Genomic DNA, 16,625 nt, shown 5'->3' with positions numbered 1-16,625 from the left:
GCCCTCTTTTTATGAGAATGCCCCCCTGACGCCCGGTAGGAGCGCGGCTAGTTTTGTATCATGCAGAGATACAGACTTTTCGCCCTCCTGTTGTGCGCCCTGACGCACGGTCGGGCGCAACAGATTTACCCCGCCACCGACGCGCTTCCGCGCAGCACCGATTTTTCAGTCCGGGTCCGCACCTCCGGCGGCCCCTGGAAAGACCTGCCCGTGTACGGGGTAAAGGTCGCCGACGGCAATACCGGGTTGTTTCACCCCGAGGTGACGAACATGGCGTACTTTGACTTTACGGACAGCGTCGAGGTGGCGGTTACCCCACGTCGTGCCTTTTCTAACGTCCGCATCCGGCCTGCACTGGCGCCTCGCTTCGAGGGTCGGACGATCCGTTTTACCCTTTCGGGCCCCCGGAACCTTTCCATCGAGTTGGACGGGGACATTTTTCACAACCTTCAGCTTTTTGCGGGTGCGCCTGAAACCGCCGCGCCGGACTCGAACACGCTCTACTACGCCCCCGGCGTCCACATCGCGGGCACCGTCCACCTGACCAGCGGTCAACACGTCTACCTGGCCGGTGGCGCCGTAGTGGAAGGCCAGTTCCTCATCGACCACCAACACGACGTCCGCATCTCGGGCCGCGGGATCCTTTTTCAACCAGGTACCCCGGGCGGGCGTGACGGCCGGCACGACGCCCTTCTCGTTCAATATTCCCAAAACGTGGACATCAGCGGGATCATCGTGCTCCCTGCCACCTATACCGTACTTATGGGCAACAGCCGGCACGTCACGATCCGCGGCATCAAATCCTTTAGCGCCGGGGGGAACAACGACGGCATCGACATCTTTTGCAGCGAGGACGTTCTCGTCGACAGCGTCTTTATGCGAAACTCCGACGACTGTATCGCGATTTACGGCCACCGCTGGGATTTTTATGGCAATGTACGGGACATCACCGTCAGCCATTCCTGTCTGTGGGCGGACGTCGCCCACCCTATCTTAGTCGGCACCCACGGCGACCCCGCCCACCCCGACACCCTGGAGGGGCTGCACTTCCTCGACCTCGACATCCTCGACCACCACGAAAATCAAATCGACTACCAGGGTTGTATGAGCCTGAATGCCGGAGACAGCAACCTCATCCGCCATGTCCGTTTTGAGGACATCCGCGTCTCCGATTTCCGCAAGGGCCAATTGGTCAACCTGCGCATCATGTTCAACCACAAATACAATACCGCCCCCGGCAGGGGCATCTCCGATGTGCTGTTCAAAAACGTCAGCTATACGGGCAGCCATGCCAACCTGTCGATCATCGCAGGCTATGACGATAACCACCTCATCCGAAACGTCACCTTTCAGAACCTCCGCATCAACGGAAAGGTTATTTCAGACAATATGCCGGGTAAACCCGCCTGGTACAAGACCTCTGATTTTGCCGGCTTCTTTGTTGGTGAACACGTGGACGGGCTCAAATTCGAAGCCCAATAAAAAAGGCCGGCAAAATTGCCGGCCTTTTTATTAACTATTGCCTCTTTTCAGCTTATCCAAAATACTTTTCAATTTAGACATACAAGATGTCTTTTTCTACAAAGGGGAGATACGCAGATTTAATGGAGCGTTTGGGTACAACATCAACCTTTACGCCAAATAGGTTCTCTATCTCGTCGGCCATAGCCACGAAATCGAGTCCCATTGGTCCATTGAGCTCAACAGCTACATCAATGTCACTGTTCTCTGTAGCTTCGCCACGTGCGTAAGAACCAAATATACCCAATCGGCTTATTGGGTATTTCCGTTGAAGTTCCGGCTTGTATGCACGAAGCTTTTCCACGATGGTTTCTAACGTATACATTTCCTGCAATTTACAGAAATTTTTCTAAAGCAGGAAGGCGGGGCGTCTCCTAGAGACGCCCCGCCTTATTTAGTACCCGGGATTCTGCAAAAGCTTTGGATTCAGGTTGATCTGATCCTGCGGAATCGACGTCAGGTAATTCTTTTTGGTCATGGGGACCTTCGGTGGAAGGTAAAGGATAAGCGCCCCGTTCGCGGGGTCCACCCCGTAGCTGTAGGTCGCCTGGCTGTAGATCGCTTTACCGGAATTGGGGTTGATGGCGGTGGCGTATTCTGTGGGCTGGCCCTCGTATTGGATCACGACGCCTTCCGCGGGGGTGTTCAGCTCCTGTTCGGCGGTGCCCCAGCGGTAGAGGTCGGTGAAGCGGGTGTTCTCATCCAATAGTTCGATGGTGCGCTCGCGGCGGATTTCTCCGAGCATGGTCAGGCTGGGATAGGGGGCGATGAGTGCGTTGGTGAGGGGGGCGACGCCGGCACGAGACCGGAGCAGGTTGACGGAGATGTTCAGGTCGTTGTCCGAAATCGTTCCGCCGTTGAGTTCGCAGGTGGCCTCGGCGTAAGTGAGGTAGACTTCGGCGAGGCGGATCTGCGGGTAGTCGTAGGATTCCTGGTAGTCGTTCCGGTTGGGGTTTTCGCAGGCCCACTTCCGGTTGGCATAGCCTGAATTGGAGGCGCTGACCGTGAGGTCGGGGTAGAACGGCTTGATGTAGGAGGGCCAGTTGAAGAGGTTGATGTAATTAGCGAGGGTATAGTTGGACCCCATGCCGTTGCCGCCATAGCCCCAGTAGCGCTGGCCGGGGATCCTCATATTGCTGCGCATCCGCCAGTCGCGGTTGGTGAACTCGTCCATCATGTGGGCGTAGCCCTTGAAGGTGGGCGAGACGGAAGGCGGCAACCCATCGCGGCAATCGTACATATCCATCAGCTTCCGCGTGGGCCCGCCCGCGCCGGTATGGGTCAGGTTGGCATCTCCCTGGAGGAGGGTATAGTCGTACTTGCTGGCAAGGATGAATTCCTTGTTGGCCGTTTTGGTCAGGCCCAGCGGGTTGGAGGAGGCGTCTTCAAGGACGAACTCGTAATAATAGCTGAGCGAATCCACCCCGCCAAACGTAAAGAGCTGGTAGTCCGGGTAGGTCATCACCTGGGCCGACAGGGTTTTGGCCATGGTCAGGTAGGTGGTGATGTTGGCGGCATTGGCGCCCTTGCTCCCGGCGCCGGCGCTGGCCCCGTCTCCGTCCGTGGCGTTGCCGACGTATTTCTCGTATGTGCCTTCGTAGAGACATACGCGGGCCTTGAAGGCCATGGCCGCCTGCTGGCTGACCTGTCCCTTATCCGCGGCGGCAATATTGGCTTCCAGGGGGAGACCGGCAATGGCGCTGTCGAGGTCGGCGAGGATCTGTTGGGTTACTTCGTAGCGGCTGTTGCGGGGAGCATAGAGCATCGGGCTGCTGACGTCCGCCACGATGGTGTCGAGGGGCACGCCTCCAAAGCGCTTCAGGAGGAAGAAGTGCTGCCAGGCCCTGAAGAAATACGCCGCGGCGCAGTACTGACGGATGTCGCTGTAGGCACCGGGATAGCTGCGCGCGTGCATCAAAAGCACATTGTTGGCGCGGATATAAGAATAGGGGTTGTTCCAGTAAATGTCGGAGGGGTTGTTGGTGACGGGCCAGCCATACCCGCCGTTGAGGATGTCGCTGCCCCAGTCTTCCCAGTTGTAAATGCTGCTGCCGTTGATGGGTTTAAAACCGATCATCTTGTTGTAAAAGTCGTTGGCCGCCGCTTTGAACTGGTCGGGTGTTTTGAAATACACGGCCACCGTGGCCTGGTCGAGCGGGTTGAGGTCCAGAAAGGTCTTTTGACAAGCTGCGCAAAAGAACAATATGATTAAAAAAGATTTTTTCATAACGATGTAAGTTTAGAAGCCGAGGTCCAGGCCAAAGGATTTTGTCCGCATAAAAGGATAACTGCTGTCCGAGCTGTTGCCGCGCTCGGGGTCGAAACCGTCCTTGACGGACGTGATTTCCCAGAGGTCATTGGCGGAAAAATAGAACCGGATACGGGTGGCCTTTATCCGCGCCGCCCACGAGACCGGGAGGGTGTACCCGAGCACCAGCGTCTTCAATCGCGCGTAACGGAGGTGTTGGATGTTGACGTCATTGTATTGCCAGTTCCAGTTATTGATGCTGTTGTCAAACGACAACCTCGGATAAGGGGCATTGGGATTCTGGGCGGTATAGGTCTTGCCGATATAGGTCGTATTGACGTTGAGATAATTCCGGAAAAAAGGGGCACGCGCGTTCCCCGTCCGGAGGATGTTCCACTTCGCGACACCCTGGATAAAGGTCGAAAAGTCAAAGCCCTTCCAGGAAGCGCCGAGGTTCAGGCCAAAGCTATAGTGCGGGTCGGCGTCGCCATAATAGTACACATCGCCGCTCCCCTTCTGACCCGTGCCGTTGGCCGTGATCTTTCCATCCCCATCGAGGTCCACCACTTTGAGGTCACCCGGGTGAAAGGTGTTGGTCGCGCCGTCATATCCCGCGGCGTTCCCGGAGGCGCCGTACTTGGCAAAATAAGCGTCTGCTTCCGCCTGTGTCTTGAAGTACCCGTCGGTCTTATACACATAAAGCTGGTTCAATGGATACCCGACACGGGGCGTGGTATAATTGCCCGCTGCCCAGGTATTCGCGCCGGCATAAGACGTGACGACGTTGTGCGCATCGCTCAGTACAAAACCGACGTTGTAGGTGACAGGACCCGCCTTGTCCTTCCACGCCAGGGCCAGCTCCCAGCCACGGGTCCGGAGGGTGCCGCTGTTCGTGGTCGGGGCGGTACCCCCTAAGATGGAAGGGTACACCAGCGAGATCAGCATCCCGATGTTTTGCTTTTCAAAAAAATCAAGCGACCCCGTCAACCGGTTTTGCAACACACCGAAGTCGATCCCCAGGTTCTTATTGCGCATCCGCTCCCAGGTGCGCTGGTCGGTGACGATGGCGTTGGCGTTGGAGGAGGTTTCCATCCCGGGGGTCGATCCGAAAAGCGCCGTACCCAGGCTGACCACGGCCAGGTAGTCGTAGTTGCCGATGTTGGCCTGGCCACCCGTTTCCCCATAGTCCGCACGAACCTTCAGCTCGTTCACATAAGGCGTGAGCGCGTGGAGAAAGGGCTCCTGTAAAAGCCGCCAGCCCACCGATACGTCATAAAAGTTGGACCAGCGGTTGGACACGTCGAATTTGGAGGACCCGTCCCGGCGCCCCAGCACTTCGAGCAGGTATTTCTTTTTATAGTCGTAGTTGAACCGGCCGATATAGGAGATGAACCCCCAATGGCTGTCTCCGCCAGAATTTTCGGAGCTGTAGGATACCGTGGTGGGCGAAATCGCCGTATTCAGATCGTACAGACCGGGGAACTGTAATTGAGAGCGGGTGGCGCTGACCGTTTTGGTTTGATAGAGTTCCGCGGTATTGCCCACCATGAGGGAGATGTTGTGTTTACCGGCGATCGTTTTGTTATAGTCCACCTGGCCGCCATACGTCTGGTACAATGCATCGTTGACCGTCTCCGTAATGGACGGGTTGTTCGGGGGACCGTACTGGGTGTTTGTGATCATCGTCCCGAGCCAGTTGTAGAAATTGAACGTCTGGTTGTAGGCCGTCATCCAGCCGTCGTTTTTGGTGACCGCGGCGGTGGCCGACAACTTGAGTCCGCTGATGATTTCCGCCGACAGCGTACCGTTCAACCGGAAGATCCCCTGGCTGTTTTTCGTGGTGCCGCCCGACGTCGTAAAGGCCACGGGGTTCCGGTAGCCATAGTCGTCGTAGTATTGGCCCAGTTTATTATAGACGGGGAAAATAGGGGCGTCGAAATAGCCGGTCCCTACCCCGTTCCTCGGGCTTTGAACGACGCGATCATCATAGGAGACACCCGTCTGGAACTTGATGCGGTCCGTAATATTATAGTCATAGTTGAACCGGATGTTGTATTTTTTTTCCCCGTCATACGCCGTCTTGAGCACCGACTGGTTGTTGGAATACCCCGCCGACAGCATATACGCGGTCTTGCCGGAGGAGCCGCTGATACTGACATTCTGTTGCTCGGACCAGGAAGGAGCATACAACGCGCTTTGCCAGTTGTTGTCTGCATAGTGGTGGACAAGCCCGTTGGGGTCGGTATAGTCAAAGGAAGAGTCTTTGGCCATGGCCTCCAGGTTGGCATTTGTCCATTGGGGCAGCCACTGGACCGGGTTGCCGCTGGCGTCCCGCTTGTCGCTATAGGAGGTCTGAAGATAAAGGGCGGCCCATTGGTTCATGTGTGCCCAGGGAACATGTATGCCGATGGTGTTCAGGTCCGCGTTGCTCCGGAAGTTGACCGACATCCGGCCCTTCCCGCGTTTGGTGGTCACCAGGATGACGCCTCCCTGGGCGCGGGCCCCGTAAATCGCGGCGGAAGCATCCTTGAGAACGGTCACGCTTTCGATATCGTTCGGGTTGAGCTGGCTGATCTCCCAGGTGCCCAGCGTCGGGACGCCGTCGACGATGATCAGCGGGTCCGTGGCCACGACGGAAGAAGCACCCCTGAGCACAATCGCCAGCCCCTCGTTCCCCGGCCGGGTCGACGTCCGGGTGATCAACAATCCCGGGATTTCCCCCTGGAGGGCCTGCTCTACATTGGGTACGGGCCGGTCCTTAAACACCTCGGGGCCCACCTGGTAGATGGCGCCTGTCAGCGTTTCTTTTTTCTTCACCCCATACCCGACTACGATTACGTCGTTCATCGACACGCCGACGGGGATCAGGCGTATCAACTGGGCAGAACCGATGGCCACTTCCCGCTCTTTGAACCCGACGCTGGTAATCACCAGTGTCGTGACCGTGGCAGGTACCTGGAAGGAAAATGTCCCGGAGGACCCTGTGGTGGCCCCGGCTCCGGTGCCTTTGGCCTCGACACTCGCGCCCATGACCGGCTCCCCTGTGGAGTCGTTGATGACCCGACCGGTGACGGTCTTCATATAAGTGACGGGGTAAACTTTGACCTGGGCGTGAATAAGGAGGGGGGTGAATAAGGTAAATAGCAGCAAGCCTCGAATTTTTCTCATAAACGGCAAGTTTTAATACAAAATAACCGTTTCGAGGCGCAAACCCTGATGGGGGCATTCTCATAAGAATAGGGCAAATTCGTAAATTAAAGGGATGGATAACCAGCCTTCGCGCCCGTCTTACTGGCTCACCCGGTTTGTGATCCTTCGCCTCCTCGGGGCCGTCTATGCGGTGGCCTTCCTGGTGGCGATCAACCAACTCGTCCCCCTGGTGGGCGCGCACGGGCTGCTGCCCGCGGGACTGTTCCTGCAGGAGGTGCGATCGGCCGGCGAAGGTTTTGTCCAGTTGCCGACCCTTTTTTGGTGGGGCCACAGCGACACGGCGCTGCTCACCGTGTCCTGGACCGGTTTCCTTCTCTCCATGATCGTGGTGGCGGGTTTTGCCAACGCCCCCCTGCTGGGGGTCCTTTGGTTCCTTTATATGTCGATTGTCAATATCGGCCAGGACTGGTATGGATATGGCTGGGAAATCCAGATGCTGGAGACGGGTTTTCTCGCGATCTTTCTTTGTCCCCTGGTGGAGGCGCGTCCCTTTCCCCGGCGGGAACCGCCGTTCCAGGTCATCGTTCTTTTCCGGTGGCTGATTTTGCGGATCATGCTGGGCTCCGGTCTGATCAAGCTCCGGGGAGACAAAGTGTGGACCCACTGGACGGCGCTCTACTACCACTTCGAGACCCAACCCATTCCCGGTCCCCTCAGCCGGTGGTTCCACTTTCTGCCGCGGCTGGTCCTCCGGATAGGCGTCTGGTACAACTTCTTAGCAGAACTTGTCGCGCCCTGGTTCGTTTTTTTCCCCCGTCCCTGGCGGCACAGTGCGGGGGTGATCATCGTCCTGTTACAAATCGTCCTGATCTTTAGCGGTAACCTGTCCTTTCTCAACTGGCTGACCATCATCCCCGCGCTGGCGTGTTTTGACGACAGCTTCTGGGCGAGGCTCCTGCCCCGTGCCCTTGTCCGGAAGGCCGAAGCCGCCCGGGACGCCGCCCAGCCTTCCCGGGCCATGCAGGTCACGGCCTGGGTCCTGACGGTGGTCATTGCCCTTTTCAGCATACAACCGGTCCTCAACCTCCTGTCCAACGAGCAGGTCATGAACGCATCTTTTGACCCCCTCGACCTGGTCAATACCTACGGGGCGTTCGGGTCGGTGGGTCAGGAGCGGTTCAATGTCGTCTTCGAGGGGAGCCGGGATTCCGTCACCTGGACACCCTACCCCTACAAGGGTTTGCCGGTGGCCCCGGACAAACGGCCTCCCCAGATTGCGCCCTACCAGTTGCGCCTGGACTGGCAGATGTGGTTTGCCGCCATGGCCACACCCGACGAATACCCCTGGACCTATACTTTGGTATCCCGGCTTTTGCGGGGCGACCCGGGTGCCGTAAGTTTGTTTGCCGGAAACCCTTTCCCCGGCCAGCCCCCGCGGTATATACGGGCCATCTTGTATCGATACCGGTTCGCCCCACCCGGGGACTCGCTTTGGTGGAGAAGGGACCGGCTGGGGATATGGATACCCGCAACCTCACTTCATGAATAAACACGACATCCTCCGCGCACACGTTGCCCGGTTTGTCCCGCTCACAGACGAACAAGCCGACTACTTCGTGTCTCATTTCCGGGAGCACTCCTTTAAAAAGGGACAAACCGTCCTTGGCGAAGGCGAGCGCGTCGATAAGGAATACTTCGTGCTCAGTGGGTGTCTGAAGGCGTTTTTTATCAACGATGACGCGCGGATGTTCATCCTGCAGTTCGCCCTGCCCACCTGGTGGACGTCTGACTATGGTGCGCTCTACAACGAAGCTCGGGCGTCGATATGCGTCGACTGTATCACGGACGCTGTCGTATTGTCCCTCACCAATACGGACCGCGAGCAAATGTGTAAGGAAGTCCACGCCATCGAGCACTTTTTCCGCTGGAGGACCAACCGGGGGTATGTCGCCGCCCAAAAGCGGCTTCTGTCCCTGATGAACAACGACGCCCGGGCCCGGTACGAGGAGCTGATGCAACAATACCCGGAGTTGTACAACCTGGTCCCCAAACAATGGATCGCGGCTTACCTGGGGGTGTCCCGGGAGACCCTCAGCCGGCTGTACCAGAATGTGAGGTAGGTCACATGACTTTGGGCGGCGGCTGTCGACCTTTGAGGTATGATACACACCTATCTTTTCCTCATATTATTCGCCATGAACCGCTCCGATTCCGCCGCCATCGCGCACGTCCTGACGGACGCCTATTTCCCCGGCATCTATGAAGGGAACGTGCCCCTTCTTTCCGGCACATTTTATCCCGGCACCCTCCTCTTCGGAGACGCCGCCGGCAAACCCTACTTCAAAACGCTCGCCCAATACCTGGACGGCGTGGCGCACCGCCAAAGCCCCAAGGATTCGGGGAAGCCCTTCAAGGGAGAGATCGTCTCCATCGACGTCATTCAGTCCATCGCCGTGGCCAAGGTACACGTACAGATGTACGACTTCAATTACTATGAGCTGCTGTCCTTCCACGAGCTGGACGGTAAGTGGGTCATCGTCAACAAAATGATCGCCGACGTCAAACCCTGAATCCTATGTGGTACAACACAAGCGCGACGAAGGTGATGGGTACTGCCTACCCTATCCTTCAGGGCCCCTTTGGAGGGAAACTCTCCACGGTGCAACTGGTGGCAGCCGTTTCCAACAACGGGGGCCTCGGGGGATATGGCGCTTACACGCTGACCCCGGACGAGATCGTCCGGCTCGATGCCGATCTACGCCGCGCGACCGATAAGCCTTATAATATCAATCTTTGGGTGTCGAATACGGATATGCCTTTACAAGGCGTTACCGCCGCAGCGTATGCGACAGCGGCGGCGGCCTTGAAGCCATTCTTTGACGAACTCAACCTGGATCTTCCCGCACCGCCTTCGGCTTTCATGCCCCGCTTCGAAGACCAGGCACAGGTTATCCTCGACGTTTGTCCCCCCGTTTTCAGCTTTGTCTTTGGCATCCCATCGGCAGACATCCTGGAACAATGCCGGCGCAAGGGGATCGTCACTGCCGGTGGCGCCACGACCCTGGACGAAGCACTTTCATTGGAAGCCGCAGGGGTAGACCTGATCGTGGCTTCCGGCTTTGAAGGCGGTGGACACCGGCCCTCTTTCCTCGCCCCTTCAGAGGCATCGCTCACCGGTACATTTGTCCTGATACAACAGGTCCGGGAAAAGGTCCGCACGCCCGTCATTGCCGCGGGTGGGATCGCCACCGGAAAAGGCATCGCCGCGGCGCTAACACTGGGGGCGGACGGTGTACAGGTGGGCACCGCATTTTTAGCCTGCGAGGAATCGGGGGCGCCGGCCATGCACCGGGAGCTATTATTCTCGGAAGCGGGTAAATACACCGTGCTCACCCGATCCTTTACCGGGCGGCTGGCGCGAGGCCTCGCGAACCATATCGCCCCCCGGTGGACGAACGGCGCGGCGACGCTGCCTTTCCCCCTGCAAAGCCGCCTGGTCGGCGCCCTGCGCCAGGCCGCGATCGACCAGGGCAAATGGGACCTGATCACCCTTTGGGGCGGCCAGGTCGCCCCCCTGCTGACCCACACCCGGGCGGAAGCGCTCATGACCGCCCTGATCAAGGACACAACAAAAATTTTTAACCATGAATAAGATCTGGTACGTGACCGGGGCCTCCCAGGGTTTTGGGCTGGCCCTCGTCCAACAACTGCTGGCGAAGGGTTACCGCGTGGCCGCCACCAGCCGCTCGGCCGCATCGCTTCCAAAGGCCGACGGCTTACTGGCATTGGAAGTCGACCTGACCAAACCCGCGTCCATCCGCAAATCGATCGAACAAACCGTCGCCACCTTTGGTGGTCTCGACGTCGTCGTTAACAACGCGGGGTACGGCATGGAAGGCACCGTGGAAGAACTCGAAGAAGAAAAGCTGCGCGCCATCTTCGAGATCAACGTCTTTGCCACGATCCACGTCACCCAGTTCGCCCTCCCTTATTTGCGCGCGCAGCGCTCCGGGCACATCATCAACATGGCGTCCGTGGCGGGTTTTGCAGGCGCGCCGGGCTGGTCGGTTTACTCCGCCACCAAATCGGCGGTGATCGCGTTTTCGGAGGTACTGGCCCTCGACGTCCGGGAACTCGGGATCAAAGTGACGGTCGTCGGCCCCTCCGGTTTCCGCACCGGGTTCCTCACCAAGGGGTCTCTTGTCACTACTGAAAGCAAGATCGCGGATTACCAGGCCGTCAAAAAAACACAATCCCAATACGCCGCCATGGACGGCCAACAGGAAGGCGACCCGGAAAAGGCAGCCGATCTTTTTATCGAACTGGGCGAAATGCCCGAGCCACCCCTGCATTTATGGTTGGGTGCCAACGCGGTGGACCGGGCCGGGGCAAAGATCGACGCCCTGGCGAGAGAGCTTACAACATGGAAGACGCTGTCTGTAGCGGCGGATTACGCCTCCGCCGAAGGAGCAATGCCGACAGCAGGGAAATGACGATCGTTACAGGGAGCACCTCCATATAGGTCATCAGGATCACCCAAACCGGACTTTTATACATGTCCTTCATATTGTCAAGCTCCGCCGTTTTCCGGGCCAGGGCCTCGGCCGACACCCCGCTCTTCTTTGCTTCTTCCAGGATATGGGCGGAATACTTGTCCATAAAGTCGGGCATGAATACATAAAAGTCGACCAGCCAGAACAGCACATACAACGTCGCCCCTATCAGGGAGATACCCAGGCCGACCTTTAGCCCCTGGGCAAAGGTGAGCCGGCCGTCGTTAAACCGGTCCCTGTAATTGCGGACACCGACATATATAAAGGCGAAGGCGACGACCATCACGGCGTACCCCAGCCATACATTTTCGGTATGCATCCAGATGGTAATGTTGGAGAGAACACCGACGAGAAGGCCGGAGATCAACCCGAAGACGAGAATGCTTTTTCTCATAGACAATTTTTTAGGCCTCAAAAATGGGAAGTGCCTGCGGTTTTGGGGTCATCCTTTCGGGTGATTTTTGATACCCAGCTGTCTTGCCTTGGCAATGGCCTGCGTCCGGCTGCGTACGTCGAGCTTGGAAAAGATACTGGCTGCGTGCGTCTTGACGGTATTCAGCGAAACAAAAAGGCGCACGGCGATCTCCTGGTTGGTCAACCCCTCCCCCATCAGTTGCAGGACCTCCAGTTCCCGGGCGCTCAGACCCCACCGGGCAGCGGCGGTCTCATCCACGACCGGGGGCGCCACCACCACCGTTCGCACCTTTGGCTTTGCCAGCCGGAGCGCCAGCCATATCCCCAGGCCGGTAAACACCACCGCCAGGGCACCGCTGTACAGTTCCAGGGTGTGATCCATGACAATAAACTTCCATTCCAGCCATTTGAGCAGGAAGATGAGCAATGCCAGTGCGAGGCCGTAAATGACTAAAGCGCGATAACGCGGTTGCATCCTCTTCAATATAGCGAAAATTCAGATTTCCTCCAGACTTAGCCCGCATTTTGCATGGAATATTCAACCCATGCGTATTCTGATTGTCGAGGACGAAGTAGAGCTCTGCCGAAGCATTGTCACCTACCTGAAAAGAGAAAACTATGTGTGCGATACCGCGGACAAAGTGAGTACCGGCCTCGACATGATCGATGCCTTTGACTACGACTGTATCATCCTCGATATTTCACTACCCGACGGCACCGGCTTCCGTATCCTCAAGGAACTCAAGATCAACCACCGCACGGATGGCGTCATCGTCATCTCCGCCAAGGATTCCCTGGACGACCGGGTGACCGGGCTGAACCTGGGGGCGGACGACTACCTCCCCAAGCCCTTCCACCTTTCCGAGCTCAATGCCCGTATCTCGGCGCTCATCCGCAGGCGGTGGTTTCAGGGGAACAAATTCATCACGGTCAACGAACTCACGATCGACCTCATCGGCAAAATGGTGATCGTCGAAGACAAAACGGTGGAACTGACCAGAAAGGAATTCGACCTCCTGTTGTACCTGGTGTCCAACAAAAACCGCGTGGTGTCCAAAAATGCCCTGGCCGAGAATATTTGGGGAGAAGGGGGAGAACTTTTTGATAACTTTGACTTCCTGTATTCCCACATGAAAAACCTAAAAAAGAAACTGGCCCAGGCCGGATGCAGGGACTACATAAAGTCCGTTTACGGCCTCGGGTATAAATTCGTGGATTAAGTGCGTCTGCTCCAAAAAACGATCCGCAGCTATATTGCCTATTCCGTGGTCGTCCTGCTGGTGGCCATCCCCGTCTTTTATTTTTCGATCAAAAGCCTGGTATCCGAAGATGCGGACGAACACCTCCAGACGATAGAGGCGTCGGTCCGGCAGAAGATCGTGCAGGCGGTGCAAACCCGCACGCTGACCCAACTGGCGTTTGCCGACCAGGACGTCACGCTTTCCCCCGGCAACGGGTCTCTCGCTTTCGACACCCTGACAGACGAAGACATTTATGATTCCGTCGTACACGAACACGTTCCCTATCGCGTCCTCACCAGCCAATTTATGGTGGGCGGGACGCCTTACCTGCTCCGGATCCGGAGTTCGATGCTGGATAGCCAGGACCTCATCGAGAACATTGTGTATGTCCAGGTGGTGTTGCTGCTTATTTTGTTGTGTGGTCTATTGCTCATCAACCGGCGCTTGTCCAAACGGCTTTGGAAGCCCTTTTATTCCACCCTGGAAAGGCTCCGGCAATACGCCGTCGAACAGGGCGAAAGCCTGCCGCTGGCCCCTACCGAAGTCATCGAATTCCGGGACCTCAACCGGTCCCTGAAAGAACTGACCCTGCGGGCACACGCGGCCTACAAGGCACAAAAAGAATTTACGGAGAATGCGGCGCACGAGGTCCAGACACCCCTGGCGGTGTTGCAGTCCAAGCTGGAGCTCCTGATGCAAACCCGCCCCCTGACCGAAGAACAGGCGGGGCTTATCGGCGACCTGGCCAACGCCATCCAACGCCTCAGCAGGCTCAACAAAAGCCTGGTCCTCCTCACCCGCATCGAAAACCACCAGATCAAGGATACCGAGCTGATCCTTGTGGGCGGCATCCTGGAAAAAAGCCTGGCCAACCTCCAGGGCCCCGCGGGCGGCCACCAGATCGATGTTACCAAGGACATCCAGGGCGACCCGGTGGTGGAAGCCAACCGTTCGCTCCTGGAAGTCCTGGTGGGAAATTTATTGAGCAATGCTTTCCGGCACAATAAAGCGCAGGGGGCCATCTACATCACGCTGACCAAAAACCAACTGAAGGTCCGCAATACGGGCAGACCCGCCGCCCTCGACCCCCAGCGCATCTTCCAGCGCTTCTATAAAGAAAGCCAGGACCGCAACAGCATCGGGCTGGGTTTACAGATCGTCTTTCAGATCGCCGCTTTTTACGGCTGGGCGCTGGAATACGGTTACCAGGAAGGCCTGCACACGTTTATTATTTCTTTTGCGTAAACACCAGCACCTTGAAGGTGTCGGGTACCCGGGTCTTTTTATCCTGCTGGAAGTCGTAGCAGCTAAAATATACATTCTTCGTAGCGGGGTCCAGCGCCATCGTCTTGGCCCGGAATTGCGTCGTAAGCGTCTGCACGACAGCGTAATCATCCGCGGATTTCTGTTGAATGATGGTAGCCGTGCCGTCGCCGTTGGAGCAATACACCAAGCCAGTCGCCGGATCATAGACCACGGCGTCCACACCCGCTCCGATAGGAACGGTGGTGATCACCCGCCCGGTGGCCGCGTCGAGCACGCTCATGCCCTTGTTTTTACGGCAAACCGTAAACAACCGCTGGTGTGTTCTGTCCAGCGCAAGACCCGTGGGTCCGCCGCAGGGCGACAAGGGATAGGTTTTTAACACCTTCAGCCCCTTCGCGTCGATGACGTTCATCAGGTTTTCGTCTTCGAGGTTATTATAGATAAGCCCTTTCCCATCGGATACGGCAAACTCGGGTCCGCCGCCCAACGCCACCGTGCCCACCTGTTCCAGGGTTTTGGCGTCGATCACCGAAGCGTCTTTACTGTCCCCGCCAAAGGCAAAAACCCGTTGGGTATAGTCGTCATAAATGATGCAATCCGGGTCCTTGCCCGTGATGGCGATCGTTTTTAGTGTCTTTAAGGTAGCCAGGTCGAACACCACAACGGCGTTGCCCTTGCCGTCGCTGATAAACCCTTTGTGCAAAGCGGTGGCCACGGCGATCCCGTGTACCCCCTGCATCCCGTCCACCGAACCAACGAGCGTCCCGGTGTGCGCGTCCAGGACGTCCACCTTCGTGCCATGGGATACATACAAACGCCCGGCGGCGGCATCAAAATACAGATAGTCATATCCACCATTCCCGGCGAGCGGAATCGTTTTGTCCATGACATAAGGGGTGTAGGTCTGTGCAGACACGGCCAGGCCGGCAAGACAACATAAACTTAAGAGGAGGGTTCTCATCCGAGTAATTTTTGCGCCAAGCTAGGATCTGATTTTGGGGAAAAACTGAAAAAAAAATGCCGTCCCAAAGAATTGGGACGGCTCGAACCCTATATCCAATGTAGCCTTATTCGCGTGTTTACATATATAAAACGGATGCCCCACGCGAAAGACACCATGTTTTTCCGAATTTTGTTCTATATTTTTCTACTACCATGATTTACAACCTTTTAAACACCCTTGTACTGTTGGGATCCCTGCAAGGTTTTATCCTCGGTATCCTGCTGATCCGGCGTAAAAACGCCCGCTTACCCAACCGGTTGTTGGGCGCGTTGCTTGGCCTGATCGCCTTGGCAAGTCTTAATGTATATTTAAACACACAGACCTGGTATAACACCCTATACTTTTGTAAATATTTTGATGCGCTTTTCCCTTTTATGCTCCCGATGACCTTCGGGCCCCTTCTTTTTTTATATACCCGGGCCACCCTCGACCCTGGTTTTGCGGTCACCCGGCGGGACCGGTTGCATGTTGTCCCGGTGCTTATCGACCTGATTCCCTATGGTTTTGCGTGGTGCGTCGTGTTGGGGTTCATCCCTTCTCATCATGGATCGGCGGGGCGTTTTATAGACACATACAATGTATACGCCGATATACCCCGATGGCTGTCGATTACCTTTTATGTCTTTCTGTCAATGCGTTATGCCCGTTTGTACCGGACGGCTCCCGGGTATTCCTGGATCCGGGAGTGCCTGTGGGTTTTTGCGGGTTTCCAGGCGATATGGCTGGTGTACCTGGTGCCCTACATCCTCCCGAAATATACCTATTGGATGCTCGATCACCTGGCCTGGTACCCGCTCTTCCTCCCGCTGGGGGTCCTCACTTACTGGCTGGGCCTGAAAGGATACACCATGGTCTATCCGCGGACCTCATCCGTTTCGGGGCACCTGGCGTCCCTTTTAATAAAAGCGGTCGAAGACGGTCGTCTTTTTTTGAACCCGCAGCTCAACCTCGACCAATTGGCGGCGGGGGTCGGTCTTTCCCCAAAAATGGTGTCCGCGGTGCTCAACCAACACCTCCGGAAGAACTTTACGGAGTTTATCAACGAATACAGGGTCCGTGCTTTCCAGGAACGGATCCAAACAGGGCATGACAACCACCTGACCATCGCCGGTATCGCATCGGAATGCGGGTTCAATTCCCAGGCGACCTTTCAGCGGATCTTTAAACAATATACCGGGCTGACGCCCTCGGCCTTCCGGAAGACCACTCAAATCCGGAAATGAGCAGTC

15 protein-coding genes are annotated in these 16,625 nt (G+C 56.9%); 9 read left to right on the top strand and 6 right to left on the bottom strand.

The features are described 5' to 3' along the window. Positions 1–60 precede the first annotated feature (60 nt). Positions 61–1,482 carry a glycosyl hydrolase family 28 protein gene (locus EDB95_RS20105; RefSeq protein ID WP_133996332.1) on the top strand — a complete coding sequence of 474 codons (1,422 nt, stop codon included), beginning with the start codon at positions 61–63 and terminating at the stop codon, positions 1,480–1,482. 73 nt (positions 1,483–1,555) lie between these two features. Here EDB95_RS20105 and EDB95_RS20100 read toward each other — a convergent pair whose 3' ends face one another. The 3 genes from EDB95_RS20100 to EDB95_RS20090 all read right to left on the bottom strand — a co-directional run bounded on the left by EDB95_RS20100 (position 1,556) and on the right by EDB95_RS20090 (position 6,937). Next, a complete protein-coding gene (locus tag EDB95_RS20100) occupies positions 1,556–1,846 on the bottom strand; it encodes a nucleotidyltransferase family protein (protein ID WP_133996330.1) in 291 nt (96 codons plus the stop codon). Positions 1,847–1,915: 69 nt separating this feature from the next. Beyond that, positions 1,916–3,748 (bottom strand): RagB/SusD family nutrient uptake outer membrane protein, encoded by a 1,833-nt coding sequence (locus tag EDB95_RS20095; RefSeq protein WP_133996328.1) that lies wholly within the window; start codon positions 3,746–3,748, stop codon positions 1,916–1,918. 12 nt (positions 3,749–3,760) lie between these two features. Continuing rightward, positions 3,761–6,937 carry a SusC/RagA family TonB-linked outer membrane protein gene (locus EDB95_RS20090; RefSeq protein ID WP_133996326.1) on the bottom strand — a complete coding sequence of 1,059 codons (3,177 nt, stop codon included), beginning with the start codon at positions 6,935–6,937 and terminating at the stop codon, positions 3,761–3,763. A gap of 94 nt (positions 6,938–7,031) precedes the next feature. Here EDB95_RS20090 and EDB95_RS20085 point away from each other — a divergent pair, with 94 nt between their 5' ends. Genes EDB95_RS20085 through EDB95_RS20065 form a run of 5 tightly spaced genes read left to right on the top strand, consistent with a single transcriptional unit; the run spans position 7,032 to position 11,412 of the window. Beyond that, positions 7,032–8,468 (top strand): lipase maturation factor family protein, encoded by a 1,437-nt coding sequence (locus tag EDB95_RS20085; RefSeq protein ID WP_133996324.1) that lies wholly within the window; start codon positions 7,032–7,034, stop codon positions 8,466–8,468. After that, the gene (locus tag EDB95_RS20080; RefSeq protein WP_133996322.1) at positions 8,461–9,039 is read left to right on the top strand and encodes a Crp/Fnr family transcriptional regulator; all 579 of its coding nucleotides are present in this window, start codon (positions 8,461–8,463) and stop codon (positions 9,037–9,039) included. Before EDB95_RS20085 ends, EDB95_RS20080 begins: the two co-directional genes overlap by 8 nt. Before the next feature lie 39 nt (positions 9,040–9,078). Next, complete coding sequence (locus EDB95_RS20075; RefSeq protein ID WP_133996320.1) at positions 9,079–9,489, top strand: nuclear transport factor 2 family protein; 411 nt, start codon at positions 9,079–9,081, stop codon at positions 9,487–9,489. Positions 9,490–9,494: 5 nt separating this feature from the next. Next, a complete protein-coding gene (locus tag EDB95_RS20070; protein WP_133996318.1) occupies positions 9,495–10,571 on the top strand; it encodes an NAD(P)H-dependent flavin oxidoreductase in 1,077 nt (358 codons plus the stop codon). Then, the gene (locus EDB95_RS20065) at positions 10,564–11,412 is read left to right on the top strand and encodes an SDR family NAD(P)-dependent oxidoreductase (RefSeq protein ID WP_133996316.1); all 849 of its coding nucleotides are present in this window, start codon (positions 10,564–10,566) and stop codon (positions 11,410–11,412) included. Before EDB95_RS20070 ends, EDB95_RS20065 begins: the two co-directional genes overlap by 8 nt. On the opposite strand, the gene EDB95_RS20060 is transcribed toward EDB95_RS20065, so the two are convergent. Next, positions 11,336–11,866, bottom strand: a complete 531-nt coding sequence (locus EDB95_RS20060; RefSeq protein WP_133996314.1) for a DUF4199 domain-containing protein — start codon at positions 11,864–11,866, stop codon at positions 11,336–11,338. The two genes, EDB95_RS20065 and EDB95_RS20060, sit on opposite strands and share 77 nt — an antisense overlap. Before the next feature lie 48 nt (positions 11,867–11,914). Continuing rightward, positions 11,915–12,361, bottom strand: coding sequence for a response regulator transcription factor (locus EDB95_RS20055; protein ID WP_133996312.1), 447 nt, complete (start codon positions 12,359–12,361; stop codon positions 11,915–11,917). 70 nt (positions 12,362–12,431) lie between these two features. Between EDB95_RS20055 and EDB95_RS20050 the strand changes: the two genes are divergently transcribed. Both EDB95_RS20050 and EDB95_RS20045 read left to right on the top strand, forming a co-directional pair. Beyond that, entirely contained in the window at positions 12,432–13,106 is a 675-nt protein-coding gene (locus EDB95_RS20050; RefSeq protein WP_133996310.1) for a response regulator transcription factor, read from the top strand. Continuing rightward, entirely contained in the window at positions 13,107–14,372 is a 1,266-nt protein-coding gene (locus tag EDB95_RS20045) for a sensor histidine kinase (RefSeq protein ID WP_133996308.1), read from the top strand. On the opposite strand, the gene EDB95_RS20040 is transcribed toward EDB95_RS20045, so the two are convergent. Continuing rightward, on the bottom strand, positions 14,356–15,354 hold the full coding sequence (locus tag EDB95_RS20040) for a YncE family protein (protein WP_133996307.1): 999 nt from the start codon (positions 15,352–15,354) through the stop codon (positions 14,356–14,358). The two genes, EDB95_RS20045 and EDB95_RS20040, sit on opposite strands and share 17 nt — an antisense overlap. Positions 15,355–15,548: 194 nt before the next feature. On the opposite strand from EDB95_RS20040, the gene EDB95_RS20035 reads away from it, so the two are divergent. Beyond that, positions 15,549–16,619, top strand: coding sequence for a helix-turn-helix domain-containing protein (locus EDB95_RS20035; RefSeq protein WP_133996305.1), 1,071 nt, complete (start codon positions 15,549–15,551; stop codon positions 16,617–16,619). The last annotated feature ends 6 nt before the right edge of the window (positions 16,620–16,625 follow it).

Origin of the sequence: Dinghuibacter silviterrae, from assembly GCF_004366355.1 — a bacterium.
GTDB lineage: Bacteria > Bacteroidota > Bacteroidia > Chitinophagales > Chitinophagaceae > Dinghuibacter > Dinghuibacter silviterrae.
This window is presented reverse-complemented; position numbering and strand designations above follow the sequence as displayed.

Excerpts from the sequence above, each read along its gene's own strand:
- EDB95_RS20080 (WP_133996322.1), top strand. The coding sequence starts at position 8,461 with ATGAATAAACACGACATCCTCCGCGCACACGTTGCCCGGTTTGTCCCG.
- EDB95_RS20095 (WP_133996328.1), bottom strand. The coding sequence starts at position 3,748 with ATGAAAAAATCTTTTTTAATCATATTGTTCTTTTGCGCAGCTTGTCAA.
- EDB95_RS20075 (WP_133996320.1), top strand. The coding sequence starts at position 9,079 with ATGATACACACCTATCTTTTCCTCATATTATTCGCCATGAACCGCTCC.
- EDB95_RS20050 (WP_133996310.1), top strand. The coding sequence starts at position 12,432 with ATGCGTATTCTGATTGTCGAGGACGAAGTAGAGCTCTGCCGAAGCATT.
- EDB95_RS20035 (WP_133996305.1), top strand. The coding sequence starts at position 15,549 with ATGATTTACAACCTTTTAAACACCCTTGTACTGTTGGGATCCCTGCAA.
- EDB95_RS20105 (WP_133996332.1), top strand. The coding sequence starts at position 61 with ATGCAGAGATACAGACTTTTCGCCCTCCTGTTGTGCGCCCTGACGCAC.
- EDB95_RS20060 (WP_133996314.1), bottom strand. The coding sequence starts at position 11,866 with ATGAGAAAAAGCATTCTCGTCTTCGGGTTGATCTCCGGCCTTCTCGTC.
- EDB95_RS20065 (WP_133996316.1), top strand. The coding sequence starts at position 10,564 with ATGAATAAGATCTGGTACGTGACCGGGGCCTCCCAGGGTTTTGGGCTG.
- EDB95_RS20055 (WP_133996312.1), bottom strand. The coding sequence starts at position 12,361 with ATGCAACCGCGTTATCGCGCTTTAGTCATTTACGGCCTCGCACTGGCA.
- EDB95_RS20070 (WP_133996318.1), top strand. The coding sequence starts at position 9,495 with ATGTGGTACAACACAAGCGCGACGAAGGTGATGGGTACTGCCTACCCT.
- EDB95_RS20085 (WP_133996324.1), top strand. The coding sequence starts at position 7,032 with ATGGATAACCAGCCTTCGCGCCCGTCTTACTGGCTCACCCGGTTTGTG.
- EDB95_RS20090 (WP_133996326.1), bottom strand. The coding sequence starts at position 6,937 with ATGAGAAAAATTCGAGGCTTGCTGCTATTTACCTTATTCACCCCCCTC.
- EDB95_RS20100 (WP_133996330.1), bottom strand. The coding sequence starts at position 1,846 with ATGTATACGTTAGAAACCATCGTGGAAAAGCTTCGTGCATACAAGCCG.
- EDB95_RS20040 (WP_133996307.1), bottom strand. The coding sequence starts at position 15,354 with ATGAGAACCCTCCTCTTAAGTTTATGTTGTCTTGCCGGCCTGGCCGTG.